Origin of the sequence: Streptomyces rishiriensis (assembly GCF_030815485.1) — a bacterium.
Lineage (GTDB): Bacteria > Actinomycetota > Actinomycetes > Streptomycetales > Streptomycetaceae > Streptomyces > Streptomyces rishiriensis_A.
The window spans coordinates 4,018,126-4,043,729 of the sequence record NZ_JAUSWV010000002.1 but is presented as its reverse complement, the minus strand read 5'-3'; the positions used below and the strand labels follow the sequence as shown (position 1 = coordinate 4,043,729).

Below are 25,604 nucleotides of genomic sequence, written 5' to 3'. Positions count from 1 at the left end.
CCTGCACCCCTGCGGGGGCTCCGTCCCCTGCACCCCTGCGGGGGCTCCGTCCCCTGCACCCCTGCGGGGGCTCCGTCCCCTGCACCCCTGCGGGGGCTCCGTCCCCTGCACCCCTGCGGGGGCTGCGTCCCCTGCACCCCTGCGGGGACTGCGTCCCCTGCACCCCTGCGGGGACTGCGTCCCCTGCACCCCTGCGGGGACTGCGTCCCCTGCACCCCTGCGGGGACTGCGTCCCCTGCACCCCTGCGGGGACTGCGTCCCCTGCACTCCGGATTTCGCCGCCCGCCCGCCCGGCTCGGTGGTGGGAGTGTCCCCGTCACGGGGCTCCGCCCTCTGCGCCCCGGGTGTTGGCCCGCCTGCCCGGCTTGGTGGGGAGGCGGCTCCTGTCACGGGGCTCCGCCCCGGGGCCCGGCGGGGACTGCGCCCCGTCACCGGGTTTCGCCCCTGCACCCCTGCGGGGGCTCCGCCCCTGTACCCCGACGAGGGCTGTGCCCCCCCGCACCCCGGATTTCCCGGCCGCGTCGCCGAGGCACACGTGGGCCCGCCCTCCGGGTGGAGGGCGGGCCCTTTGTGTCCTCGCGGTGGCACCGCCATGCAGCACCGCGAGGGGTCCGGGAGGGGTCCGGGAGGGAGGAGGTGGGAGGGGTGGTCAGCCGAAGCGGCCTGAGATGTAGTCCTCCGTTGCCTGGACCGAGGGGTTGGAGAAGATGCGCTCCGTGTCGTCTATCTCGATCAGCTTGCCGGGCTGGCCGACGGCGGACAGGTTGAAGAAGGCCGTGCGGTCCGAGACGCGCGCCGCCTGCTGCATGTTGTGCGTCACGATGACGATCGTGAAGCGTTCCTTGAGTTCGCCGATCAGGTCCTCGATCGCCAGGGTGGAGATCGGGTCCAGGGCCGAGCACGGCTCGTCCATCAGGAGGACCTTCGGTTCCACGGCGATGGCGCGGGCGATGCACAGCCGCTGCTGCTGGCCGCCGGACAGGCCCGAGCCGGGCTTGTTGAGGCGGTCCTTGACCTCGTTCCAGAGGTTCGCGCCCTTGAGGGACTTCTCGACGACGTCCGCCAGCTCGCTCTTCTTGTACGAGCCGTTCAGCCGCAGGCCCGCCGCCACGTTGTCGAAGATCGACATGGTGGGGAACGGGTTCGGGCGCTGGAAGACCATGCCGATCTCGCGGCGCACCGAGACGGGGTCGATGCCCGCGGCGTACAGGTCCTCGTCGTCCAGGAGCACCTTGCCCTCGACCCGGCCGCCCGACGTCACCTCGTGCATACGGTTGAGCGTGCGCAGGAACGTCGACTTGCCGCAGCCGGAGGGGCCGATGAAGGCGGTCACCGAGCGCGGCTCGACCGTCATCGAGATGTCCTCGATCGCCTTGTGGGATCCGTAGTAGGCGGTCAGACCGCTTACGTCGATTCGCTTCGCCATTTTCTCTACTTCACTTCCAGTCAGTCGCTGAGGGGGCCCCGTGCGGCGGTTGCCGCGCATCGCTGCGTTCAGCGACCGGTCTTGGGGGCCTTCCAGCGGGCGATACCGCGGGCCACCATGTTGAGGATCATCACGAAGGCGATCAGCGTGAGGGACGCCGCCCAGGCGCGGTCGTAGGCCGCTGTCGAACCCGCGCTCTGTGAGTACTGCTGGTAGATGTACAGCGGGAGGGACGCCTGCGCACCCTCGAAGGGGTTCGCGTTGATGAACGGGTTGCCGAAGACGAGGAGGAGGACCGGCGCCGTCTCGCCCGCGATACGGGCGATCGCCAGCATCACGCCCGTGATGATCCCGCCGATCGAGGTCGGGACCACCACCTTGAGGATCGTGCGCCACTTCGGGACGCCCAGGGCGAGGGAGGCCTCGCGCAGCTCGTTCGGGACGAGCTTCAGCATCTCCTCCGTGGACCGTACGACGACCGGCATCATCAGGATCGCGAGGGCGAGAGAGCCCGCGAAGCCGAAGGGCTGCATGTCGAGCATCAGCATCAGGCTGAGGATGAACAGGCCCGCGACGATCGACGGGATGCCGGTCATGACGTCCACGAAGAACGTGACCGCCTTGGCGAGGCTGCCGCGGCCGTACTCCACCAGGTAGATCGCCGTCAGGATGCCGACCGGGGCGCCGATCGCGGTGGCCAGTCCGACCTGCTCCAGGCTGCCGAGGATCGCGTGGTAGATGCCGCCGCCGGCCTCGCTGTCCGCCACCACGCCCATCGAGTGGGTGAGGAAGTAGACGTCCAGGACCTTCACGCCGCGCTGGATCGTCGTCCAGAGGAGGGAGACGAGCGGGACCACGGCCAGCAGGAACGCCACCCAGACCAGGCTCGTCGCCACCCGGTCCTTCGCCTGGCGGCGGCCCTCCACCTTCGCGGCGATGCCGAAGGTGCCGAGGATGAACAGGATGCCGGCGATCAGGCCCCACTGGACCTTGCTGTCCAGGCCACCGGCGAGGCCGATGACGAGGGCGAGGACGAGCGAGCCGGCCGCGATGGCCCACGGGGACCACCGGGGGAGGCTGGCGCCCTGAAGCGTGCTCGGGGACTTGTCGGCTACTGCTGCGTGGCTCATGCGTTGGCCCCCGAGTACTCGCTGCGGCGGGCGATGATCATGCGCGCCGCGCCGTTGACCAGCAGGGTGATGACGAACAGGACCAGGCCGGAGGCGATGAGCGCGTCACGGCCGAACTCCGTCGCCTCGTTGAACTTGCTGGCGATGTTCTGGGCGAAGGTGCCGCCGCCGGGGTTGAGGAGGCTGGCGTGGATGTCGAAGTCGGGGGAGAGGACGGTGGCGACCGCCATCGTCTCGCCCAGCGCGCGGCCGAGGCCGAGCATCGAGGCCGAGATCACGCCGGAGCGGCCGAAGGGCAGCACCGACATGCGGATGACCTCCCAGCGGGTGGCGCCCAGCGCCAGGGCCGCCTCCTCGTGCATCTGCGGGACCTGGCGGAAGACCTCGCGGCTGACGTTGGTGATGACCGGGAGGATCATCACGGCCAGCAGGATGCCCACCGTGAGCATCGAGCGCGGCGCGCCGTCGTCCCAGGAGAAGACGCCGGTCCACCCGAGGTAGTGGTTCAGCCAGCCGAACAGACCGTCCATGTGCGGTACGAGGACGAGGGCGCCCCAGAGGCCGTACACGATGGACGGGACGGCGGCGAGCAGGTCGATCACGTACGCGACGGGACCGCTCATGCGGCGCGGGGCGTAGTGGGTGATGAAGAGGGCGATCGAGACGGCGATCGGGACCGCGATGACCATCGCGATGATCGATGAGACGACCGTGCCGAAGGCCAGGACCGCGATGCCGAACCTCGGCGGGACGAGGCTGGTGTTCCACTCGAAGGTGGTGAGGAAGTTCGCGTCGTCCTCGCTGATGGCGAGATAGGCCCGGTAGGCGAGGAAGACCGCGATCGCGGCCATGATCGCCAGCAGGAAGATGCCCGAGCCGCGGGAGAGGGCGAGGAAGATCCTGTCACCGGGTCGGGTGGCGCCGCGCGCCGCGCGCTTCTGCTCGGCCGTGGCGGCCGGCGGGACGGCGGGCGGAGGCGTGTCGTCCGTGTCTGTGTTCTGTGTGGCTGTGTCCATGGAGGTCTCCGGTCTGCGGAGCCGCCTGCGGTGGTGGGGGCGGCTCGGGTGGGGCCGGGTTACGGGCGGCCCCTGGCGGCGGTGCACCGGACGGGTACGGTCCGGACCGGGTCGTGCCCGGCGCCGGACCGCACCGCTGGGATCAGCTCAGGCCCTCGATGGTGGTGCGGACCTTGGCGATGATGGCGTCGGGGATCGGCGCGTAGTCGATGCCCGAGAGGATGCCCTGGCCGTCCTCACTGGCGATGTAGCGCAGGAACGCCTTGGTGGCCGGCAGGGTGGCGGCCTTGTTGCCCTTGTCGCAGGCGATCTCGTACGTGACCAGGGTCAGCGGGTAGGCGCCCTCGGCCTTGGTGTTGTAGTCCAGCTTCAGCGACAGGTCGCTGCCGGTGCCGACGACCTGGGCGGCGGCGACGGCCTTGGTGGCGCCGTCGGAGGAGGCCTTGACCGGGGCCGAGGCGCCCGTGTCGACGGCGACGGTGCCCAGACCGTCCTTGGCGTACGACAGCTCCATGTAGCCGATGGCGCCGTTGGTCTGCTTGACGCCCTGGGCGACACCGGAGGAGCCGGCCGCGGCCTGGCCGCCCTTGGCCTGCCAGGCCTTGCCGCCCTCGTACTTCCAGTTGTCCGGGGTGGCGGCGATCAGGTACTTGGTGAAGTTGTCCGTGGTGCCGGACTCGTCCGAGCGGTGGTACGGCTGGATCTTCAGGTCGGGCAGCTTCGCGTCGGGGTTGAGCTTCGCGATCGCGGCGTCGTTCCAGTTGGTGATCTTGCCGTCGAAGATCTTCGCGATCGTCGCGGCGTCCAGGACGAGGTTGTCCACGCCCGAGACGTTGTAGGCGACGGCGATCGGGCCGGCCACCATCGGCAGGTCGATGCCCTGGCCGCCGGAGCAGACCGCCTTGGACGCGGTGACGTCCTCGGGCTTGAGCGCGGAGTCCGAGCCGGCGAAGGCGACCTGGCCCTGGGTGAACGCGGTGACACCGGCGCCCGAGCCCGAGCCCTTGTAGTTCACCTGGACGCCCGAGCAGGCCTGGGTGAAGTTCTTGACCCACGCGTCGATCGCGTTCTTCTGCGCGGAGGAGCCGTCGGCGAGGAGCTGGCCCTTGGCGTCGTCACACTTGATGGAACCGGCGGCCGCGGTGGCGGAGGTGCTGCTGCCGCTGCTGGAGCCGGTGTCGTCGGAGCCGCACGCCGTGAGGGCCAGGGCGCCGGAGACGGCGAGAGCACCGAGGGAGAGAGCCCGCCGGTTCATGCGCTGAAGCTTCACTTGAGGAAGATCCTTCCAGGAGCCGCCGTCCTGAATCCGGCGGCGTGCGGAGTCTGCAGAAGTCTGCTCGGCACGGACACGACCCCCCGGGTCGCGCACCGCACCGCGTAAGGCCGAAATTAGGCAGAACAGGTGAAGGCGCTCACGGGCGCGGGTGAACGGGGGGTGAACCCCTGACGGCGGCGCGGTTAGGTCACGGAACGCTTACGTCGAGGACACGAGGAGATTCCGGCGGCCGGCTGCGTCCGCCCGCCCGTCATGCCGGGTGCGGGGTGCGGTGGGCTCTGTGTTCGCCCGCCCGTCGTGCCGGGGGCAGGATGCGGCCGACGTGTCCGCCGCATCCTGCCCCTGGGATGCGTCCGCCGCGTCCGCCGCCCGTCATGTCAGGTGCAGGACGTGCAGCAGCGCGTCCACGAGGGTGCGGTCCCTCGGCTGGGTGAGCCGGTCGCGGGCGGCCGGCGGTGGGAGCCAGAGGAGACGGTCCACCTCGTCGTTCGGCGTGAACGCGCCGGACACGGCCTCGGCCGCCCAGTAGCTGACCTGCTTGGGGCGGCCGTTCGCCTCGTAGTCCACGGTCGGCAGCCGGCTACCGGGCGCCGCCCGGTGGCCCGTCTCCTCGAGGACCTCCCGCAGGGCCGCGGCGAGCGGGTCCTCGTCACGTTTCAGCTTGCCCTTGGGGTGCGACCAGTCGTCGTACCTGGGCCGGTGGACGAGACAGAGCTCCAGCCCGCCGTCCGCGGGGGAGCGGCGCCACAGCACGCAGCCCGCCGCCCGGACGGGGCTGTCGTCGGCGTTGTCCGCGGTACTCACCTCGTCTCCACCACCTGTCCGGTCAGGGTGCGCCGATGGTCTGCTTCTGCCACGACCGCTGGAACGCGAACCGCGCCGCCTCCACCTCGTGCCGCTGGTCCGCGTGCAGCACGCCGAGCGCGTACGCCGTCGCCGGCGCGATCCGCGGGGTGCGGGCGGCCTGGGCAGCGGCGGAGGACGCCTCCGAGGCGTCGCGGTGCCGGTCGAGGGCCTCGCCCGCCGAGAGCAGGCGGACGTCCGGCGGGGTGCTCCGGCCGTGCACGACCTCGCAGGCGTAGCGGTGCAGCCGCAGCAGCAGGCGGACCTGGTCCCAGGGCGCGTCCTGCGGGTGCGGGGCCGGGTCCGCGGAGAGGCCGTGGATCAGGGCCGCCGCGTTGTAGGGGCTGCCCGCGGTGACGAGCGGCAGTGCCGTGACCGCGTCGGCGAGGCGTTCCTCGGCCGCTGCGGCCAGCGGGCGCAGGGCCGTGGCGGGGGCGGTGGGAGTGAGCGGGACCTCGCTGGCCAGGACGGCGACCTTGTCGGCGACGGCGTGGAAGCGGGCGGAACCGAGGGCCTGCAGGGCGGTGGAGTGGGCCCGAGTGCGGGCGAGGGTGAGCTGACGGTCCAGCAGAGCGCCCGCCTTCGCCGCGCCCACCGTGAGGTTGCCGCGGTCCGGGGCCGCCGGGTGGGCGCCGGCCCGGCCGTTCGCGTCCGGGGCCGCCGAGCCGACGGTGCCACCCGGTTGGCCGGGCACCGGCGCCGCGCCCGACAGCCGGTTCAGCGCCAGCAGCAGCCGCTCCAGGCGGGCCCCGTACGCGTGCTCCAGGGCCAACGTGCCGGACAGCCACGCCAGTTCGGGGCGTATCCCCTCCGACCACTCGGGTTCGAGGAGCGGCCGGAAGGTGTGCAGACTGCCGCTGATCCGACGGGCCGAGCGGCGCAGGGCACGCACCGCGTCGACGCGCACCTCCGCGCTCGCCGGACCGCCCGCCGAGGCGCCCGGCGAGCCGTTCGCCACGCCACCGCCGGTCTCCCGGTGCAGGCGCAGTGCGCGGAGGAACTCCGTGGCCTGGCCCCGGAGATAGCCCGCCAGGGCGTCTCCGGTGGTCACGGGCCCGGCCGTGGAGTCCGTCAGGTCAGGGTGTCGCTGTGCCACGCCGGCGCCTCCGGGCGTCTATGAGCGTCTCCTGGATGTTGCGCAGGGGCGCGCCGTCCGCGTCGTGCGAGTGCCGGATCCACTCGCCGTCCGGACCGAGGTGCCAGGAGGCGGTGGAGTCGGACATGCCGGTTTCCAGGAACCGGTTCAGGGACGCCCGGTGGGCCGGGTCGGTCACCCTGACCAGGGCCTCGATACGGCGGTCGAGGTTGCGGTGCATCATGTCGGCGCTGCCGATCCAGACCTCGGGCTCCCCGCCGTTGCCGAACCCGAAGACCCGCGAGTGCTCCAGGAAACGGCCGAGGATCGAGCGGACCCGGATGTGGTCCGACAGCCCCGGCACGCCCGGGCGCACCGCGCAGATGCCGCGCACCCACACGTCGACCGGCACGCCCGCCTGGGACGCGCGGTAGAGGGAGTCGATGAGGGCCTCGTCGACGATCGAGTTGACCTTGATGCGGACGTGCGCGGGCCGTCCCGCGCGGTGGTGCTGGATCTCCTTGTCGATGCGGGCGATCAGGCCGTCCCGCAGGGACTTGGGGGCGACGAGGAGACGGCGGTAGGTCTCGCGGCGGGAGTAGCCGGAGAGCCGGTTGAAGAGGTCGGAGAGGTCCGCGCCGACCTGCGGATCGGCGGTGAGCAGGCCGAGGTCCTCGTAGAGCCGGGCCGTCTTCGGGTGGTAGTTGCCGGTGCCGACGTGGCAGTACCGTCGCAGCGTGTCGCCTTCCTGACGGACCACCAGCGACAGTTTGCAGTGCGTCTTCAGGCCGACGAGCCCGTAGACGACATGGCAGCCGGCCTCCTCCAGCTTGCGCGCCCACTTGATGTTGGCGTGCTCGTCGAAGCGGGCCTTGATCTCGACCAGGACCAGGACCTGCTTGCCGGACTCGGCGGCCTCGATGAGCGCGTCGACTATCGGGGAGTCGCCCGAGGTCCGGTACAGGGTCTGCTTGATGGCGAGGACGTCCGGGTCCAGCGCCGCCTGCTCCAGGAAGGCCTGCACGGACGTCGAGAAGGAGTCGTACGGGTGATGCAGCAGGACGTCCCGGCTGCGCAGGGCCGCGAAGATGTCCGGCGGGGACGCCGACTCGACTTCGGCGAGGTCGCGGTGGGTGCCGGCGATGAACTTCTTGTACTTCAGCTCGGGCCGGTCGAGACCGTGGATGCGGAAGAGACCGGTGAGGTCGAGCGGGCCCGGCAGCGGGTAGACCTCGGCCTCGCTGATCTTCAGCTCGCGCACCAGCAGGTCGAGCACCTCGCGGTCGATGGACTCCTCGACCTCCAGGCGCACCGGCGGCCCGAAGCGGCGCCGCATGAGCTCCTTCTCCAGGGCCTGCAGGAGGTTCTCGGCGTCGTCCTCCTCGACCTCGAGGTCCTCGTTGCGGGTGAGCCGGAAGGCGTGGTGCTCCAGCACCTCCATGCCCGGGAAGAGCTCCTCCAGGTGCGCCCCGATGACGTCCTCGATGGGGACGTACCGGCCGGGGGAGCTCTCCAGGAAGCGGGACAGCAGCGGCGGCACCTTGACGCGCGCGAAGTGCTTGTGGCCGCTGACCGGATTGCGCACGACGACCGCGAGGTTGAGCGAGAGACCCGAGATGTACGGGAAGGGGTGCGCGGGGTCGACGGCGAGCGGGGTCAGCACCGGGAAGATCTGGTGCCGGAAGAGCGTGAACAGGCGTGCCTGCTCCTTCTCCGTGAGCTCGCCCCAGCGGACCAGGTGGATGCCCTCCTCCGCGAGGGCTGGGGCGATGTCCTCGTGGTAGGTCGCCGCGTGCCGGGCCATGAGCTCGCGCGAGCGGGCCCAGATCATCTCCAGCACCTCGCGCGGCTGGAGCCCGGAGGCCGAACGGGTGGCGACCCCGGTGGCGATACGGCGCTTCAGACCGGCCACCCGGACCATGAAGAACTCGTCCAGGTTGCTGGCGAAGATGGCGAGGAAGTTGGCCCGCTCGAGGAGGGGCGTGTCCGGGTCCTCGGCGAGTTCCAGGACGCGTTCGTTGAAAGCGAGCCAGCTGCGCTCCCGGTCGAGGAAGCGGCCCTGAGGCAGCTGCGGGCCGTCGTACGGCGCTTCCTCGTACGTGTCGAGGTCGGCGTCGATGTCGGGCTCCAGATCGGAGACCACGGCGGAGACGGTGTGCGGGCGGTGCGCGGCTATGGAGCCCACGGAGGGCTGCGCGTGCTGGACCTCGGCCTGGGCGTCTGACTGGCTCATGGACCCATTCTTCCGCGCCAGGAGCGTGACAGGCGCGTCGGAACGTGCGGGCGGGATCGCGTAGGACTCGCCATGGGGCTGATTTCCCCCGGGAGGCGGCGAAGGCTCGGGCACGGCGGGCTTCATTTGCCGAGCGTCGCAAGGTCGTCTGAACCGATGGTTACGGCGACATGGCGTGCGGGATATCGGGGAGCGGCTCGCGGGGGTCGATGTCGTGGAGCGACGGTGTGCGGGCCGGTCCGCGTGGGACGACGGTGTGCGGGCCGGTCCGCGTGGGGCGAGGCGGGGTGGGCTGGGGCCGGCGGGTGGGCTGGGGGTGGGGCGTGGGTGGGCCGGGGTGATCCCGGGGTGTGTGGCGGGGTGGGCCCGGGGATGGGCTGGGGTGATCCCGGGGTGTGCGGTGGGGCCGGGGGCTGCGGGTCGGTTTCTCTCCCCCCGCTCAGGGGCCCGCGCACCCCGGGGCCGGCGGTGGGGTCAGGCCGGGCAGGGGCGGGCCGTGCGGTGGCGCAGGAGGAGGAACGCGGCGGCGACGGCGAGGGCGGCGACGGTCAGGACGACGCCGGTCTCCACCAGCTGGATCGGCCAGTAGTGCGACTCGGGGTGGTAGGTCGTGTAGGAGCCGGTGATGCCCAGGTCGTCGAGGCAGCGCCGCGCTTCGGCGGCCGTGCCGTCACAGGTCCAGTAGCCGATGTCCGGGGTGCGCCGCCCGTGGATCAGCACTCCGTTCTCCAGCTCCCAGGCGTTGTCCGGATAGTCGACCGTGCCCGCCGTGGAGGTGCGGGTGACGGCCGGCCAGAACGAGCCGCGGTACTGCGCCACGACGAAGGCGAGCAGCCCGGTCGCGGCGACGGAGACGGCCAGCGCGGGCAGCGCGCGGCGCAGCAGGAGCGCGGTGAGCACGCCGACGGCGAGCGCGCACAGGACGTACGCGAGGCCGGCCGGTCCTCGTGAGAGGTAGGCGTCGTCGCCCATCCACCCGTTGTACGTGAGGAAGCGGTTGGCGCCCCAGGCCCAGCGGTACACCAGGACCAGCACGGTGACGCCGGCGGTCAGGGCGAGCGCGGGGACGGCGAGCTTGGCGGCGAGCCAGCGGGCGGGGGTGATGCCCTGGGCCCAGGCGAGGCGCGCGGTGCCGTTCTCCAGCTCGCGGCCGATCAGCGCGCCGCCCGCGAAGGCGGCCACGCCGAGGAAGCAGGAGGAGATCAGCAGGCCGACCCAGCCGAGCGACTCGCTGTACCCGACCCAGCCGACCGTCATGTCGCACAGGTCCTGGCCCGCACGCTCACAGGCTTCCCAGGCCGCGACCTCCTCCTGGACGGCGACCGCTGTGAGCCACACCAGCCAGCCGCTCAGGGCCAGTACGACGGCGGCCCAGACAAGGAGTGCGGTGCGGTGCAGACGCAGCACGGTGCGGGCGGTGCCCCAGGCGGTACGGCCGACGCTGCTGCTGCTGATGCGGCCGGCCGGTCCGGCGGGGGCGGCGGCGGGGGCGACGGCGGTCATGCGGCGGCCTCGGTGCGGACGCGTGCGGGGGCGGCGGTCGAGCGCTTGAGCAGGACGAACGCGGTCACGGCGAGGGCGGCGGCCACGGCCAGCACGAGGGCGGTCGTGGTCAGCTGGAGCGGCCAGTAGTGGGACTCGGGGTGGTACGTGGTGTAGAAGCCGGTGGCGTCGAGGTCGGCGTACACCGTCTTGCAGCCGGCGACGATGGTGGACCCGCAGCCGGGGTCGGCGATGTGCGCGCCGGTGGCGGTGACCAGGCCCGAGTCGACGTTGAGCCCCGAGCCCCGGTAGCCGTCGGCGAGGCTGGTGACCTGGGTGACCGCCGGCCACAGGTGGGGCATGAGCTGGTCGGCCAGGAACCGCAGGGCGGCGACGCAGGCGAGGGCGAGCGTGAGAGCGGGCAGCGTACGGCGCAGCAGCACGCCCGCGAGGGCGCCGCCGGCCAGGCCGGTCAGGGCGAAGGCGACGGTGGTGGGGCCGTTGGCGTGCAGGGTGAGGTTGGCGTACCAGGCGTCGGCGGTGTCGATACGGCCGTCGCCCGCCGTCCACATCACGCGGTGCAGCGCGACCAGCAGGCCGGTGCCCGCGGTGACCAGGACCGCGGGCACGATCAGCTTGGTGGTCAGCCAGCGGGTCGGGGACAGGTTCTGCGTCCAGGCGAGCTGCGCGGTGCCGTGCTCGAGCTCGCGGCCGAACAGCGCGGCGCCCGCCCAGGCGGCGACGACGAAGGGGAGCGCGGTCAGCGCGGCGGTCGTGTACGCGTACACGTCCTTGTAGCGGACGATCGAATCCTGGTCGTAGCGGCAGGAACCACCGGTGTCACAGGACTTGTCGTACTCCCGCCAGGCCGTGGCCGCCGAATCGGTCAGCGGACCCCCCAGCCACAGAAGGACGACGGCGAGGACGGCGACGGCACCGATCCACAGGTACAGGGCGGGCCGGTGCAGGCGGAGCAGCCAGCCCGCTCCGGGGGTGGTCCTGGTGGTCTCCGAGAGGGTCGGCGACGGGGCGAGGGCGGTCATACGGCGGCCTCCTCGGGCTCGGTCGGGGTGAGCGGGGCGGCCTGCGGGTTGCGCAGATAGGCGAGGACGAGTTCCTCCAGCGAGGGCGTCGACGTGCGCCAGTCGTCGGCGAGCGGGCCGGCGGGGCGCACCAGGGCGGTGAGCTGGCGGCCGGTGACCCGGGACTCGACGACGGTGTGCGGGGCCAGCTCCGGCAGGCCGCCCGGGGTGCTGTCCGCGGAGCCGTCAGGTGAGCCGTCCGCGGTGGGCCCGGTGGAGCCCGCGGTGGTGCTCACGCGCGTGTGGGCGGCGAGGAGGTCGTCGATCTCACCGGCGAGGCGCACCCGGCCGCCGCCGACCAGCAGCAGGTGGTCGCAGGAGTCCTCCAGTTCGGCGACCACGTGCGAGGACATCACGATCGTCGTGCCGTACTGCGCCGCGCGCGCCATCAGGGTGCCCATCAGCTCGTGCCGGGCCAGCGGGTCGAGATCGGCCATCGGCTCGTCGAGGAGGAGCAGCTCGGGCCGCTTGCCGAGGGCGAGGGCGAGCGCGACCCGGGTGCGCTGGCCGCCGGAGAGGGAGCGGATCTTCTTCCCGGGGTCGAGGTCGCCCGCGGCGACGATCCGCCCGGCGGTCTCGGCGTCCCAGCGCCCCGGGTTGAGGTCGGCGCCCACGCGCAGTGTCTCGGCGACGGAGAGCTGGGGGTACAGCGGCTTGTCCTGGGCGACGTAACCGACACGCGCGCGTGCGGACGCGGGGTCCCCACCGAGGACGGTGACCCTGCCCTCGGTGGGGGCCAGCAGGCCGGCGGCGAGGGCGAGGAGCGTGGACTTGCCCGCGCCGTTGGGGCCGACGACGGCACAGACGCGCCCGGCGGGGAGGCGGAACGTGCAGTCGCGCAGCGCCCAGCCCCCGCGTCGGCCGAAGCGCTTGCCGAGCGCGGTTGCCGCCATGGCGGTGTCGGTCATGAGGGGTCTCCAGGATCGATGTCGTTCCGGTCGTGCGGGTTGCGTGGGTCGTGCACGCCGGTTCGGCTGTGCCGGTCGGGCGCGTCGGTCGGGGTGTGCCGGTCGGTTCGGCCGTCGGTGTCCGGTACGGCGAAGTGCTCGTCGAGTACGGCGGTGAAGAGCGCGGCCACGTCGTCGCGGTCCAGTGCGGCCTCCCGGGCCCGGACGGCCCAGGCGTCCAGTTCCGCGCGCAGGGGGGAGTCGGCCGGGGTGGTGTTCAGCCCGCGCCGCACGAAGGTGCCGACACCGCGCCGGGCCTCCACCAGCCCGTCGCGCTCCAGTTCCCGGTACGCCTTCAGCACGGTGTTCGGGTTGATGGCGGTCGCCTCGACGACCTCGCGGGCGGTGGGCAGCTGGTCGCCGGCCTGCAGCACGCCCAGGCGAAGGGCCAGCTTCGTCTGCTGGACGATCTGGACGTAGGTGGCCACGCCGCTGTGCCGGTCGATGCGGTATTCGACCACTGGACAACCACCCTTTCACTAATTGAGTAGTGAAAGGGTGGTGGAAGGTGGTGCGGGAAGTCAAGAAAAAATTCCTCCGGTCACCGTGAACCGATCGGCGGGGCCCGTCCGATGAGGGGATGTGAGCGAAACGAGAAGCGACGGGGAGCTGCTGCGGGCCATCGCGGCAGACCGGGACCGTCACGCCTTCGAGGAGCTGTACCGGCGGTACGCGCCGTGGCTGACCGCGCGCCTGCGCGGACGCTGCGCGGACGCCGGGACGGTCGACGACGTCGTGCAGGAGACCTTCCTCGCGGTGTGGCGCGGCACCGCCCGCCACCGCCAGGAGGGTTACTCCGACGACGCCGCCGGCTGGCTGTGGCGCATCGGCTCGCGGCGGCTCGTCGACGCCGTGCGCGGCGACGGGGCGCGCGGCCGACTGCGCCAGGCGCTGTACCGGCTGCGCCACCGGGACGAGGCCTCGGCGGAGGAACGCGTGCTCGCGGGGGTGGAGCACGGGGACCTCGCCGGGGCCCTCACCCGCCTCTCGCCGGAGCTGCGGGCCGTCCTCCAGGCGACCGTCATCGACGGGCTCACCACCCGGGAGGCGGCCGTTCTGCTCGGCATCCCGCCCGGCACCGTCAAGACGCGGGCCCAGCGTGCCCGCAAGCAACTGCGGGAGGCGCTGGCATGAGACGGCACAGGGGCGGAACGGACCTGCGCGGGCGCGTGGGCGGCGGACAGTCGAGGGAGGTCGTGGCATGACGTGGCATGTGGCTGAAGAGGATCTGCGGGCTTACGCGCACGGCGAGTTGACGCCGCCGCTGCTGTGGTCGGCCGACACCCACCTCTCCGGGTGCGCACAGTGCCGGGCCCGGCTCGCGGACACCACCGACCCCGTCGCGCTGGACGTCGGCTGGGAGCGGCTGGACGCCGAGCTGGACGCGCCGCGGCAGGGCCTGCTCGAGCGGCTGCTGGTGCGGCTCGGCGTGGCCGACCACACGGCGCGCCTGCTGACGGCGACGCCGGTGCTCCGCCGCTCCTGGCTCCTGTCGGTGCTGTTCCTGCTCGTCATGACGGTGCTGGCGGTGCGGGTGGCGGATCAGCCCGCGCTGTTCCTCGCCCTCGCCCCGCTGCTCCCGCTCGCCGGGGTCGCCCTGTCGTACGGCCCGTCCCTGGACCCGACGTACGAGATGGCCGTCGTCTCCCCGCTGCACGGCTTCCGGCTGCTGATGATCCGCACGGTCGCGGTGCTCACCGCGGGCCTGGCGTTCAACGGCCTGGCGACGCTGGCCCTGCCGGGGTACGGGCTGGCGGCCCTGGCCTGGCTGCTGCCCGCGCTCGCCCTCACCGCGACGGGACTCGCGCTGACCGCCCGGCTGGGTCCGGTCGTCGCGCCCGCCCTGGTCGGCGGCGGGTGGGTGTCGCTGCTGGTGGTGGCGAAGAGCCAGGTGCACGCCCACGACACGCTCGCCCCGTTCACGGTGGCCGGCCAGTCGGCCGCCGCGGCCGTGACGGTCCTCGCCGCCCTCCTGCTCTACCAGGCCCGTGACCGCTTCGACGCGCGCCCGCTGGGCGGCTTCCCGGACGGCGGCCCCGCGTGACGCGGCCGTCCGCCCCCGTGACCGCCGCCCCGGCCCCGCCCGCCCACCGGACTTCCAGGAGCTCCACATGACCACCGCCTCCGCCGGCCCCGCCACCCTGACGGCCACCGACCTGTCCCTGCGCTTCGGCGGGACCCGTGCCCTCGACGGGATCTCGCTGCGGCTGACACGCGGCGTCACCGGGCTGCTCGGCCCCAACGGCGCCGGAAAGACCACCCTGCTGCGGGTGCTGGCCACGGCCGTGCCGCCCGACGGGGGCACGTTCACGGCCCTCGGGCACGACCCGGGCACCGCGTCCGGCCGCCTCGCCCTGCGGCGCACGCTCGGCTATCTGCCCCAGAGCCCCGGCTTCCACCCGGATTTCACGGCCTTCGAGTTCGTCGACTACGTGGCCATCCTGAAGGAGCTGACCGACCGAGCCGCCCGGCTGCGCGAGGTGCGGCGCGTGCTGGAGGCCGTCGACCTCTCGGACGTGCGCGGCACACGCATCAAGCGGCTGTCCGGCGGCATGCGGCAGCGCGTCGCCCTGGCCGCCGCGCTCGTCGGCGACCCCGGCTTCCTGGTGCTGGACGAGCCGACCGTCGGCCTCGACCCCGAACAGCGCATGCGCTTCCGCGAGTTGATCGCCCAGGCGGGAGAGGGCCGCACGGTACTGCTGTCCACCCACCAGACGGAGGACGTGGCGATGCTCTGCCATCGCGTCGTGGTGCTGGCCCGGGGCCGCGTCCGCTTCGAGGGCACCCCGGCCGACCTGACCGCCCGCGCGGCCGGCCGGGTCTGGAGCAGCACCGAACGGGATCCGAACGCCCTGGCGGGCTGGCGCACCGGCACCGGAAGCTTCCGCAACATCGGCGATCCGCCGGCCGGCGCCCAGCTCCTCGACCCCACCCTGGAGGACGGCTACCTGCTCGCTCTCGACGGCGAGAGCGCGCAGGTGGCGGCGTGAGCACCACGACCCCGACGATCAGCGAACCCGGCCGCACGCTCACCGAGCCGCCGCGCGAAGGGCGTCGCACCGGAGCCGTCCTCGCCCTCGCCCGCTTCGAGGCCCGCGAGCTGCTCCAGCAGATCCCGGTGCTGTTCTCCTTCTTCCTGTACGTCGTCCTCGTCGGCCTGCGGCTGATGAGCAAGGACGGCATGGACGACTTCCCCGTCCTCAACACGGTCGACCGCCGTACCCAGGCGGCACCTCTGCTGTTCGCCCTCGCCCTGTTCATCTGCGTCAACGCGGCCGCGCTGCGCTCGCGCAAGCACGGCACCGCGCAGCAGTTCGGGGTGCTGGCCATGGAACCCTGGCGGCGGACTCTCGCCCATGTGCTGTCCGTGATCCCCTTCGCGGGGCTCACCGCGCTCGTCGTCGCGGCCGAGTACACCCGGGAGGCGCTGAAGCCCGGCGCGATCGGTCACGGCTCCTTCGGGGAACTGGCCGTCGGCCCCCTGAGCGTCCTGCTGGCAGGCGTCATGGGTGTGCTGCTGGCCCGGCTGCTGCCCTCCTCGTTCGTGCCCATACTGTTCGTCATCGCGGTGTACGTGATCGGCGTCCTGGTCTCCGGGCTCATCGACGTCGAGCAGGACGGGGTGCGCCGGCTCGACCCGATCCAGTTCTTCTCGTCCAGTGGCGGCGATCCGGTCCCGAGCGACCTGCTGGGCCGCCCGGCCGGTTGGCACGCCCTGTACGTGACGGGCCTGTGCGCCGTGCTGGCCTGTGCCGCCCTGCTGGTCGCCGGCGGCCGCACCCGGGCGGTCAAGGCGGCGACCGCGCTCGCCCTCGCGGCCACCGCGGCCGGCGTGATCGGCCAGGTCCCGCGCGACACGGCGGCTCTGGACGCGGCGCGCAGGACCGCGTCCGACTCTCCGCAGAAGGTCCAGTCGTGCTTGACGCACGACCACTCGACGTACTGCTCGTTCCCCGAGTGGAGCGGTGTGCGGGACGACTGGGCCCAGGTCGTCGACCGCGTCAGGTCCGGGGCCGGCGGCACGGCGGCGGACGCCGGCCTGACGGTCCGCCAGCGCATCTCCACCGACGGGGGTCTGGAGACGGACGGTGCCCTGGACCCCTCCACCACTCCCGGCGAGGTGACGATCGGCACGCGCTGGGGCGGCAACCGCGTCCCCGAGTTCGCGGTCGGTGTCGCCACGGTCCTGGTGGGAGGCTCCGAGGAGGTGACGACCGAGCCGATGTGCGACGCCCGCGCGGTGACCATCATGTGGCTCGTCCTGGGCCACGACCCCACCCCGATGGCCACCTTCCGCGACGTGCGGCTGGACGACAGCACCACCGGCTCGGGCGTGGTCCTGGCCCCGACGAACGGACTGAGCCTCACGGGCGCGCAGACGACGGTGATCGGGGAGCTGCTGGAGCGGCCGCGTGCCGAGATGACGGCCCGGGTCAAGGCGCACTGGACGCAACTGACGTCCGCCAGGACGACGACCGCCCGGGCCGCGCAGCTGCTGGGCGTCGAGGTGCCGAAGGAGGCGGAAGAGTGCACGGAGTAGCGCGAGCGGAATCGACGGTGGTCCCGCCGGGTCTGCTGCGGTCCCTGGTGCCGCCGGTGTGGCGCGGCCTGCCCTGGCGGGCGCTGACCACGGTCGGCGGGCTGGGTCTGCTGCTCGCCGGCGCCACCCGGCTGCCGGAGCACGCTCCGGACGCCGAACTGGGGCGGCTGGTGCTGCGCCTCATTGCCCTCACCGGCGCGCTGGGCCTGGCCTTCGTGCTGGACGACCCGGCCCGCGACACCACGGCGACGACACCGGTGGGCCGCCCGCGGCGAACCGTGCTGCGGCTGGCCTTCGTCGCGCCCCTGCTGGCCCTGTGGTGGGCGGCGGTGCTGCTCCTGACCCCCGCTCCTGCCCGCCCGGCGCTCGGCCCGGCCACGCTCGAGGCCGCGGGGATGGCCGGTGCCGCCCTCGCCCTCGCGACGATCGCCGTCCGTTTCACCCGGACGGCGGAGGTGGGCAGGGGCGCGGCGATCCGGCTGGGCGCTGCGGCCGCGGTGGCGGTGCTGGTCCCTAACCGGTGGGGCCTGCTGGGCACGTCCCAGGACCCCTACTGGGCGGCGACGCAGGTGAGATGGGCGTTGCTGCTGGGGGTGACGGTCACGCTGAGCGTGCTGTGGACACCGGAGCCGCTGCGGGGCGGGCGACCCCGCAGACACGGGTCGGGCCGGCTCGGCCCGTCCGGAGGCGGTCCCTCCGGGTGACCCGGGCTGGGATCCCGGCCCTGCCTGCCCGGCTCACGTCTCGGTCCGGTACATCAGGTCCGTCTCGTGGGTGACGAATCCCAGCCTCTCGTAGACCGACACCGCGGCCTTGTTGTCGGCGTCGACGTACAGCATCGCCGTCGGCAGGCCCTGCGCCGCGAGGTGCCGCAGGCCGATCGTGGTGAGGGACTTGCCGAGGCCGCCCCCCTGCGCGCCGGGGGCGACGCCGAGGACGTACACCTCACCGAGCTGCTCCTCGGCGTGCACCTTCGTCCAGTGGAAGCCGACGAGCCGCTCGCCGTGGAAGGCGAGGAAGAAGCCGGCGGGGTCGAACCAGGGCTCCGAGCTGCGGGCGTCCAGGTCGCGCTGGGTGAGGGAGCCCTGTTCGGGATGGTGGGCGAAGGCGGCCGCGTTGACGGCGAGCCAGGCGGAGTCGTCCTTCCCGGGGACGAAGGACCGGACGGTCACGCCGTCGGGCAGCACCGGATCGGGCAGCGCGAGGTCGGTCAACGGCCGTCGCATCTGGCGCAGTTCGCGGAACAGGGAGAGCCCCAGGACCTGGGCGAGGTGCCGGGCGGCGGAGTGGCCGCCGTGGGCCCACACCCGAAGCCGCTTGCCGGAGGCGGCGAGCAGGGCGGAGCCGAGCGCGCGGCCGTGTCCGTGGCCGCGGTGCGAGGGGTGGACGACGAGTTCGGCGGCGGGTGCCTCGACCGGATCGGTGTCCTCCAGCTGGGCGTAGCCGACGAGTTCGTCGCCGAGCGTGAGGACCAGGTGGGAGACGCCTTCGCGGGCGCCTCCGCGCAGCTGTAGGCGGCCCTGTTCGGACACCGCCTGCTGGCCGTCCGTCCGGGCGGCCTCCGCGAGCAGTTCGAGGACGGCCTCGGTCTGTTCGGGGGGGAGCTCGGAGTGGGTCTCGATGGATCGGGAGCCGGGGATCCGTGCGATGTCGTCGCTGGTCATGCGTACGAGGGTAAGGGGCGGGCCGGGCAAAGTGGCGGCAGGAGGAGAGCCGGAAGGACGCGGTCCGCGAAGGGGGAGCCGAGGGTATGCGAAGGGCAAAGGGAAACCAGGATGTAACCAAGAACCCCCTGTCGCGCTACGCGCGTTGACCCTAGGCTGCGCCGGACGGGGCCACGTCCTCATACGTCTCTCGGGGCCGGTCGGACCCGGGGGACGCAGACACCACAGGCAGACACCTCAGGGGGGCGCATGCCAGCCACTTCCCAGCCGCATCCGAACGGCAGACGTCGTACATACCGTCTTCTCGCGGCCGCCGCGGGCCTCGCCACCGCCGGTGCCATGGCCGCCGCGCTCCCGGCGGACGCGCACGACGCCAAGCACTCCAAGCCGCTGCCGAGCCGTTACCAGGATGTGCAGCTGCTGTCCTTCAACGACCTGCACGGCAACCTCGAGCCCCCGTCCGGCTCCTCCGGCCGTGTCACGGAACTCCAGGCGGACGGCACGACGAAGACGATCGACGCGGGCGGTGTGGAGTACCTTGCCACGCACCTGCGTGAGGCCCGCAAGGGCAACGCGTACTCGGTCACCGCGGCCGGCGGCGACATGGTCGGCGCCTCGCCGCTGATCTCGGGTCTCTTCCACGACGAGCCCACCATCGAGGCGCTGAACAAGCTCGACCTGGATGTCACGTCGGTCGGCAACCACGAGTTCGACGAGGGCGCCGGGGAACTGGCCCGGCTTCAGAACGGCGGCTGCCACCCGACGGCCGGCTGCTACACGGACAAGCGTTTCAAGGGCGCCGACTTCCCCTACCTGGCGGCCAACGTCCTGTCGGAGAAGACCGGCAAGCCGATCCTGCAGCCGTACTTCGTCTGGAAGAAGAAGGACGTCAGGATCGGCTTCATCGGCGTGACGCTGGAGGACACCCCCGGTGTGGTGTCCGCCGAGGGCGTCAAGGGCCTGAAGTTCAAGGACGAGGTCGAGACGATCAACAAGTACGCCAAGGTGCTGCAGAAGCAGGGCGTGAAGTCGATCGTGGCGCTCATCCACGAGGGCGGGCTGCCGGCCTCGGCCTCCTACAACTACGACTGTGACTCCGCGGGCGCGGGCTCCGGCATCTCCGGCCCGATCGTCGACATCGCGAAGAACATCACGCCGTCGGTGGACGCGCTGGTGACGGGCCACACACACGCCGCGTACGCGTGCACGATCCCGGACCCGTCGGGAAAGCCGCGCACGGTCACCTCGGCCGCGTCCTTCGGCCGTCTGTACACGGACACCACGCTGACGTACGACCGGTTCACCGGTGACATCGCGCGTACGGCGGTCAAGACGGCGAACCACGTGGTCACCCGGACCGTCGCCAAGGCGCCCGACATGACCGAGCTGATCACCAGGTGGAACACCCTGGCGGCCCCCGTCGGCAACCGGGCGATCGGCTACATCTCCGGGGACGTGCCGAACACCGGCACGGAGTCCCCGATGGGCGACCTGATCGCGGACGCCCAGCTCTGGTACGGCAAGGGACTCGACCCGGAGACGGACCTCGCGCTGATGAACCCGGGCGGCGTCCGGGCAGGTCTCACCTATGCCGCCAAGGGCGCTGAGGGCGACGGCGTGGTGACCTACGCCGAGGGCTTCACCGTCCAGCCGTTCTCCAACACCGTGAACCTCCAGGACTTCACCGGCGCTCAGCTGGTACAGGTCCTCAAGGAGCAGGTGAGCGGGACGAACGCGAGCGCGCCGAAGATCCTTCAGCCGTCCGCCAACCTGACGTACACGCTGGACCTGACGAAGAGCGGCGCCGACCGTGTCGTCACGGACTCCATCAGGCTGAACGGCGCGGCGATCGACCCGGCCGCCACCTACCGCGTTTCCACGAACAGCTTCCTCGCGGGCGGCGGCGACGGCTTCACCACGCTGGGTCTGGGCACCAACGACCTCGTCGGCGCCGACGACCTGACCGCCCTGGAGCAGTACCTGCTCGCCAACTCCTCGGCCGCGGGCCCGATCGCCCCGCCGACGGCGAACCGGATCGCGATCGTGCAGTAACCCTTTCGGCAGGACACCAAGAGGCACCCAGAGGCGGCCGCGTCACCGACGCGGCCGCCTCTTCGTATTAAAACCTGTGTGAGTTCACGGTTGGTTCCCACTGCCGTCTGAAAACTCGTCTCAGCCGCAATTCATCGAGGTCTCAGCGGAATCGGCCTTTTCTTCTCCGGTCGTCCCGTAGTGTTTTCCATGTCGAAAGCGAACGACGCGAAAGCGAAGTGAGCGAACACAACGAACGGAGAACGTCATGAGCTTCCACAAGGTCACCCCCGTCAAGAAGGCCCGTAAGACCGCTGCCGCCCCGGCTCCGAAGCCTGTGGCCAAGAAGAAGGCCGCGAAGAAGGTGACCCCGAAGCGCCGCCCGGTCTCCCACAAGGGCTGAGATAGCAGTCGCACTGTTGCAAACCCGCGACAAATAAGCCACGCGTAAAGCGAACATAATCGGCACCTGATAAATGGAGAGGTAATTCCCATGAGCTTCCACAAGATCACCCCCGTCAAGAAGACCCGCAAGACCGCCGCCGCCCCGGCTCCGAAGCCCGTGGCCAAGAAGAAGGCCGCGAAGAAGGCGGCCCCGAAGCGCCGCCCGGTCGCGCACAAGGGCTGACGGCACGCCACGAGGCGGGGCCACCGGCGAGACCCGGTGACCCCGCCTCGGCCATGCCTTGCCGTATCCGCAGGGATCCGTGCCCGCAGAGGTTCGTACCCGCAGGGATTCGTGCCCGCAGAGGTTCGTGCCCGCAGAGGTTCGTACGAGCAGGAATGCGTACGAGCAGGGAGTCGAGGGAGTTGCTGACATGAGGGAAGCGCGTGCGGCCTTCCGCCGTTTCTGGCCGCTGACGCGCGGCGACCGCAGGTGGATGCTGGTGATCGTGGCGTGCGTGGTGGTGTCCGCGCTAGCCGAGACGGCCTCCATCCTGCTGTTCGCCGAACTCACCGACAACGCCCTCGAGGCCGGCTCGCTCGCCGCCTTCTGGGGACCGGCCGGAGCCTGGCTGGGCGTCGCCGCACTGGGCGCGCTCGTCGGCTACCTGGGCAACTCGCTCGCGACCTGGACGGCGGAACGGTTCGTCCTCCGGTTGCGCGCGGACGTCTTCGGCCATGTCCAGGACCTTCCACCCCACTTCTTCCAGCGACACCGCCGCGGCGACTTGGTGGAACGCCTCACGGGAGACGTGGAGGCCATCGAACAGCTGGTCGTGTCGGGCGTGGTCGGCACGATCGCCGCGGCCTTCTCGGCGGTCTTCTACGCGGCGGCGGCCCTGTGGCTCCGCTGGGACCTGGCCCTCGCCACCTTCGTCCTCGCCCCGCTCTTCCTGCTCGCCGCCCGCCGCTTCTCCGGCCGCATCAAGCAGGCCTCGCAGGACGAACGCGTCGCCGACGGCGCGATCACCTCGGTAGTGGAGGAGTCCCTGGGCAACGTCGTGCTGACCCAGGCCTACAACCGCCGCCGGGACGAGGAGCGACGCCTCGACAAGGAGGCCCGCGCGTGGATGCGGGCCAGTGTGCGCGGGGCGCGGCTGAGCGAGATGTACGAGCAGTTCGTCGAGGTGGTCGAGACCCTCTGCGTCCTGTCGGTGATCGGCCTGGGCGTCTGGGAGATCTCGGCCGGCCGGATGACCCTCGGCGCCCTGCTCGCCTTCGCCGCGTTCGTCGGCTACCTCTACCCGCCGGTCCGCAACCTCGGCCAACTCGGCCTGACGGTCACCGCGGCCACGGCGGGCGCGGAACGCATCGCGGAACTCCTGGACGCGCAGCCGTCGGTGAAGGACCCCGACGTCCCCGTCCCCGCCTGGCCGGTCCGGGGCCGGGTCAGCCTGCACGGCGTCTCGTTCCGCTACCCCGACGCGGCGCGCGAGTCGCTGCGGGACGTGACCTTCACGGCGGGTCCCGGCGAACTGGTCCTGGTCACGGGCGCGAGCGGCGCCGGCAAGTCGACCCTGTCCAAACTCCTCACCCGCTTCTACGACCCGGACACGGGTGTCATCCGCCTGGACGGAGTCCCGCTCACGGACGTCCCGCTGGAGTTCCTCCGCGAGAACACGGCCCTGCTCCCGCAGCAGACCCTCGTCCTCAACGGCACGATCCGGGAGAACATCGAGTGCGGCCGCCCGGGCGCCACGGACCCGGAGATCGAGCGAGCGGCCAGGTCGGCCGCCGCCCACGAGTTCATCGTCGCCCTCCCCGACGGCTACGACACCCACATCGCCCCCGGCACCGCGGCCCTCTCCGGCGGCCAGCTCCAGCGGATCGCCATCGCCCGCGCGATGCTCCGCGCGGCGCCGGTCCTCGTCCTCGACGAACCCACCGCCGGCCTCGACTCGGTGGCCGCCCGGCAGATCGTCCAGCCCCTGCGCCGTCTCATGTCCGGCCGCACCACCATCATGATCACCCACGACCTGAGCCTCGCCCCCGACGCCGACCGCATCCTGGTCGTGGACGAGGGACGGCTGCTGGACGCGGGAACGCACGACGAGTTGATGACCCGCTGCGAGGCCTACACCAGGCTGGTCCAACCCTGGTCGGAGACGACCGGGAAGCCCCCGGCGGCACGCACGGAGAAGAAGGAACTCACCGACGACACCCTGGTACTGCGCCTCTGAAGCGGCACCGCGACCCGGGGCCACCGCGACCCGGGGCCACCGCGACCCGGGGCCACCGCGGCCCGGGGGCGCGGCAGCCAGGGGCACGGAGCCGGCAGGGGGATGTCAGGAGGCCGTGGGGGTCCAGTCGCCGAGCCAGTCGGCGACCTCCTGGGCGGCGGCCTGGGCGTCGGTCAAGAGGGGCCGGTCGGCGCTCGCGGCGCCCGCGCCCGCGCCGGTGTTCTTGTACTCCGCGAACCGGTCGTCCTTCCAGGAGAAGCCGCCCATGTCGGACCAGGGCGTGGTCTTGATCGCGGCGCTGAGGGAGGTGTTGCGGACGGTGGTCTGCGGGTCGAGGGTCGCGTCGCCGCCCGCGTGCCAGTTGCGGCCGAGGAAGAAGCTCCGGTCGGACACGTCACCGTTCACCGTGGAGTTGGCGATCAGGATGCCCTTGCGGCCCGCGGCCGTGCTGGGGGCCGTGACATAGCCGGCCGAGGTGCCGTTCCAGCGCTTCTTCAGGGTGATGACGGACTTGTCGATCACCGCGGTGGCACGGCCGAAGACGAAGTCGGTGTTGCCGACGACGTAGGAGTTGGTGATGTAGACGCGGCCCAGCTTGTCCTTGGCCGCGGTGTCACCAGCAGGGTGTCCTGGTCGCCGCTGACGATGACGCCGTCGAGGAAGACCTTGTCGGCGGAGGTGCGCAGGGCGACCGCCTGGTTGGCGATGTCCTGGTGGGCCGCCTCGTCGAAGTCGTTGGAGATGGTCAGGTTACGGGCCTGGAAGTCGTCGCCGTCGACGGCGACGGTCGCGCTGCCCCCGGTGCCGTAGGTGCCGGAACCGTCGGGCTTCGGCGTACCGGACGCGTTGTCGTAGACGATCGTGGTGTCCTTGCGGCTGCCGCCGGTGCCCTGGACGGTGACGTGCGGCTTGTTGGACGGGACCTTGACCAGTTCCCGGTACGTGCCCGGCTTGACGGCGATGACGACGCGCGCGGGGTTGTTCGCCGGTACGGCGTTCACGGCGGCCTGCACGGTCGTGTACTGCCCGCTGCCGTCCTTGGCGACGGTGAGCGTGGTGGCGGCGGCCGCCTTCGTGGTGGCCGTCGTCGTACTCGCGGAGGTGCCGATGGAACCGCGCGGGCCCGCGCCCGACTTGAGGAGCGCCGGGACGTCGGCCGCCTTGTCGAGCGTGTACGCGTAGTACGTCTTCGGGTCCCAGGCCGCGCCGGTGCCGCCGCTCTCGTTCTTGCCGGTCGTGCCGGAGAAGACGTTGCCGCGCTGGACGAGGGTGGCGGTGGCGTCCCGGACGACGGGGTTGGTCAGGCCCTGGAAGGAGGAGTTCTCCAGCACCATGTTCGTCGCGCCGCGCGAGTAGTTGCCGTACGAGGACTTGATGTCCGTCCCCGCCACGTCCTCCAGGAAGTTGTTGTACAGGTGCGCGTGCGCGACGTTGTCCGTGGAGGGGTTGCGCTGTTCGGTCTCGCGGATCCAGTTGTGGTGGATCGTGATGTCGGCGGTGACGTTGTCGGTCCAGCCGATGCCGAACGCCTTGTTGTCCTGGCTCAGCTTGTTCCAGGAGACCGTCAGGTAGGTCGTGTCCTTGCGGCTGTCGATGAGTCCGTCGGCCATGTGCCGGATGTCGTTGTGATCGATCCAGACGTGGTGGGCGCCGTCCATCTGGATGCCGTCGAAGTCGTGTTCCTTGTCGTTCCAGACGCCCTGGTAGGCGTCCCGGATCGTCAGGTTCCGGATGATCACGTTGTGGACGCCCTGGCCGAGGAAGAAGCCGCCGCCGACGATGTGCCCGGCGGTCCCGGACCCCACGATCGTCTTGTCCGACTGGACCTTGATCTCTTTCCCGACCGGGTCCATGGTGATCGTCGCGGCGACGACGATGACGTACGGCTCGGCGGCCGTCGCGTACTTCTCGAGGTCGGCGAGTGTCTTCACGGTGACGGTCTTGCCGTCGCGCCCTCCGTAAGTGCCGTTCTGGCCCAGGGCGTTGACGGAGGCGAAGCCGTCGGCGGTGGCGGTCGCCCAGGCGGGCGCCACCGCGGTCGCGGCCGCTGCCCTCGCCTGCGCGTCGGCGCCGAAGAGCCCGGCGTCCGTGCCGTAGGCGAGGGTGCCGGCGGCGGTGAGGGCGAGAGGTACGCCGATCGCGAGGGCGGTGCGACGCCTGCGGTGTCGGGGCCTGCTGGTGCCGCTGCTTCGGTGCGCGCTCATACGACATTCCGTTCCGTGCGGGGCGGGGGGA

The 25,604-nt window shown here is 71.9% G+C and carries 20 protein-coding genes and 2 pseudogenes; 9 read left to right on the top strand and 13 right to left on the bottom strand.

Annotated elements, in window-relative coordinates; all coding sequences use genetic code 11:
- Positions 1–649: 649 nt before the first annotated feature.
- From pstB to QF030_RS20370, 11 genes and pseudogenes are all read right to left on the bottom strand, one after another.
- Entirely contained in the window at positions 650–1,426 is a 777-nt protein-coding gene (gene pstB / locus QF030_RS20420; protein WP_307164114.1) for a phosphate ABC transporter ATP-binding protein PstB, read from the bottom strand.
- Between the two features lie 68 nt (positions 1,427–1,494).
- The gene (gene pstA, locus QF030_RS20415) at positions 1,495–2,556 is read right to left on the bottom strand and encodes a phosphate ABC transporter permease PstA (protein ID WP_307164113.1); all 1,062 of its coding nucleotides are present in this window, start codon (positions 2,554–2,556) and stop codon (positions 1,495–1,497) included.
- The gene (pstC, locus tag QF030_RS20410) at positions 2,553–3,572 is read right to left on the bottom strand and encodes a phosphate ABC transporter permease subunit PstC (protein WP_307164112.1); all 1,020 of its coding nucleotides are present in this window, start codon (positions 3,570–3,572) and stop codon (positions 2,553–2,555) included. The genes pstA and pstC overlap by 4 nt, the downstream gene beginning before the upstream one ends.
- A gap of 142 nt (positions 3,573–3,714) precedes the next feature.
- On the bottom strand, positions 3,715–4,842 hold the full coding sequence (gene pstS / locus QF030_RS20405) for a phosphate ABC transporter substrate-binding protein PstS (protein WP_307164111.1): 1,128 nt from the start codon (positions 4,840–4,842) through the stop codon (positions 3,715–3,717).
- Between the two features lie 378 nt (positions 4,843–5,220).
- On the bottom strand, positions 5,221–5,652 hold the full coding sequence (locus QF030_RS20400; protein ID WP_307164110.1) for an NUDIX hydrolase: 432 nt from the start codon (positions 5,650–5,652) through the stop codon (positions 5,221–5,223).
- 22 nt (positions 5,653–5,674) lie between these two features.
- Positions 5,675–6,787 carry a CHAD domain-containing protein gene (locus QF030_RS20395; protein ID WP_307164109.1) on the bottom strand — a complete coding sequence of 371 codons (1,113 nt, stop codon included), beginning with the start codon at positions 6,785–6,787 and terminating at the stop codon, positions 5,675–5,677.
- Positions 6,768–9,125, bottom strand: a complete 2,358-nt coding sequence (locus QF030_RS20390) for an RNA degradosome polyphosphate kinase (protein WP_373428788.1) — start codon at positions 9,123–9,125, stop codon at positions 6,768–6,770. Before QF030_RS20390 ends, QF030_RS20395 begins: the two co-directional genes overlap by 20 nt.
- Positions 9,126–9,473: 348 nt before the next feature.
- Positions 9,474–10,502, bottom strand: a complete 1,029-nt coding sequence (locus QF030_RS20385) for a hypothetical protein (RefSeq protein ID WP_307164107.1) — start codon at positions 10,500–10,502, stop codon at positions 9,474–9,476.
- Positions 10,499–11,524, bottom strand: a complete 1,026-nt coding sequence (locus QF030_RS20380) for an ABC transporter permease (RefSeq protein WP_307164106.1) — start codon at positions 11,522–11,524, stop codon at positions 10,499–10,501. Before QF030_RS20380 ends, QF030_RS20385 begins: the two co-directional genes overlap by 4 nt.
- Complete coding sequence (locus tag QF030_RS20375) at positions 11,521–12,471, bottom strand: ABC transporter ATP-binding protein (RefSeq protein WP_307164105.1); 951 nt, start codon at positions 12,469–12,471, stop codon at positions 11,521–11,523. Before QF030_RS20375 ends, QF030_RS20380 begins: the two co-directional genes overlap by 4 nt.
- Positions 12,472–12,602: 131 nt before the next feature.
- A pseudogene (locus tag QF030_RS20370) lies at positions 12,603–12,971 on the bottom strand (GntR family transcriptional regulator); the annotation flags it as partial.
- 121 nt (positions 12,972–13,092) lie between these two features.
- Between QF030_RS20370 and QF030_RS20365 the strand changes: the two are divergent.
- From QF030_RS20365 to QF030_RS20345, 5 genes are all read left to right on the top strand, one after another.
- Positions 13,093–13,644, top strand: a complete 552-nt coding sequence (locus QF030_RS20365) for an RNA polymerase sigma factor (protein ID WP_142264985.1) — start codon at positions 13,093–13,095, stop codon at positions 13,642–13,644.
- Between the two features lie 67 nt (positions 13,645–13,711).
- Positions 13,712–14,554 (top strand): zf-HC2 domain-containing protein, encoded by an 843-nt coding sequence (locus QF030_RS20360; protein ID WP_307164103.1) that lies wholly within the window; start codon positions 13,712–13,714, stop codon positions 14,552–14,554.
- 67 nt (positions 14,555–14,621) lie between these two features.
- Positions 14,622–15,500, top strand: a complete 879-nt coding sequence (locus QF030_RS20355; protein ID WP_307164102.1) for an ABC transporter ATP-binding protein — start codon at positions 14,622–14,624, stop codon at positions 15,498–15,500.
- Positions 15,497–17,050, top strand: a complete 1,554-nt coding sequence (locus QF030_RS20350; protein WP_307164100.1) for an ABC transporter permease — start codon at positions 15,497–15,499, stop codon at positions 17,048–17,050. Before QF030_RS20355 ends, QF030_RS20350 begins: the two co-directional genes overlap by 4 nt.
- On the top strand, positions 17,038–17,754 hold the full coding sequence (locus tag QF030_RS20345) for an ABC transporter (protein ID WP_307164099.1): 717 nt from the start codon (positions 17,038–17,040) through the stop codon (positions 17,752–17,754). The genes QF030_RS20350 and QF030_RS20345 overlap by 13 nt, the downstream gene beginning before the upstream one ends.
- A gap of 33 nt (positions 17,755–17,787) precedes the next feature.
- Here the strand turns inward: QF030_RS20345 and mshD are convergent, their stop codons facing one another.
- Positions 17,788–18,714, bottom strand: coding sequence for a mycothiol synthase (mshD, locus tag QF030_RS20340; protein WP_307164098.1), 927 nt, complete (start codon positions 18,712–18,714; stop codon positions 17,788–17,790).
- Positions 18,715–18,963: 249 nt separating this feature from the next.
- Between mshD and QF030_RS20335 the strand changes: the two genes are divergently transcribed.
- The 4 genes from QF030_RS20335 (at position 18,964) to QF030_RS20320 (ending at position 23,369) form a co-directional block, all read left to right on the top strand.
- Positions 18,964–20,766 carry a bifunctional metallophosphatase/5'-nucleotidase gene (locus QF030_RS20335; protein WP_307164097.1) on the top strand — a complete coding sequence of 601 codons (1,803 nt, stop codon included), beginning with the start codon at positions 18,964–18,966 and terminating at the stop codon, positions 20,764–20,766.
- A 247-nt stretch (positions 20,767–21,013) separates the two neighbouring features.
- Entirely contained in the window at positions 21,014–21,148 is a 135-nt protein-coding gene (locus QF030_RS20330) for a hypothetical protein (RefSeq protein ID WP_307164096.1), read from the top strand.
- A 90-nt stretch (positions 21,149–21,238) separates the two neighbouring features.
- Positions 21,239–21,373: a hypothetical protein gene (locus tag QF030_RS20325; protein ID WP_307164095.1), complete on the top strand. Its 135-nt coding sequence runs from the start codon at positions 21,239–21,241 to the stop codon at positions 21,371–21,373.
- 190 nt (positions 21,374–21,563) lie between these two features.
- The gene (locus QF030_RS20320) at positions 21,564–23,369 is read left to right on the top strand and encodes an ABC transporter ATP-binding protein (protein ID WP_307164094.1); all 1,806 of its coding nucleotides are present in this window, start codon (positions 21,564–21,566) and stop codon (positions 23,367–23,369) included.
- 105 nt (positions 23,370–23,474) lie between these two features.
- Here QF030_RS20320 and QF030_RS20315 read toward each other — a convergent pair.
- Positions 23,475–25,573, bottom strand: a pseudogene (locus QF030_RS20315) (pectinesterase family protein).
- Positions 25,574–25,604: the final 31 nt, after the last annotated feature.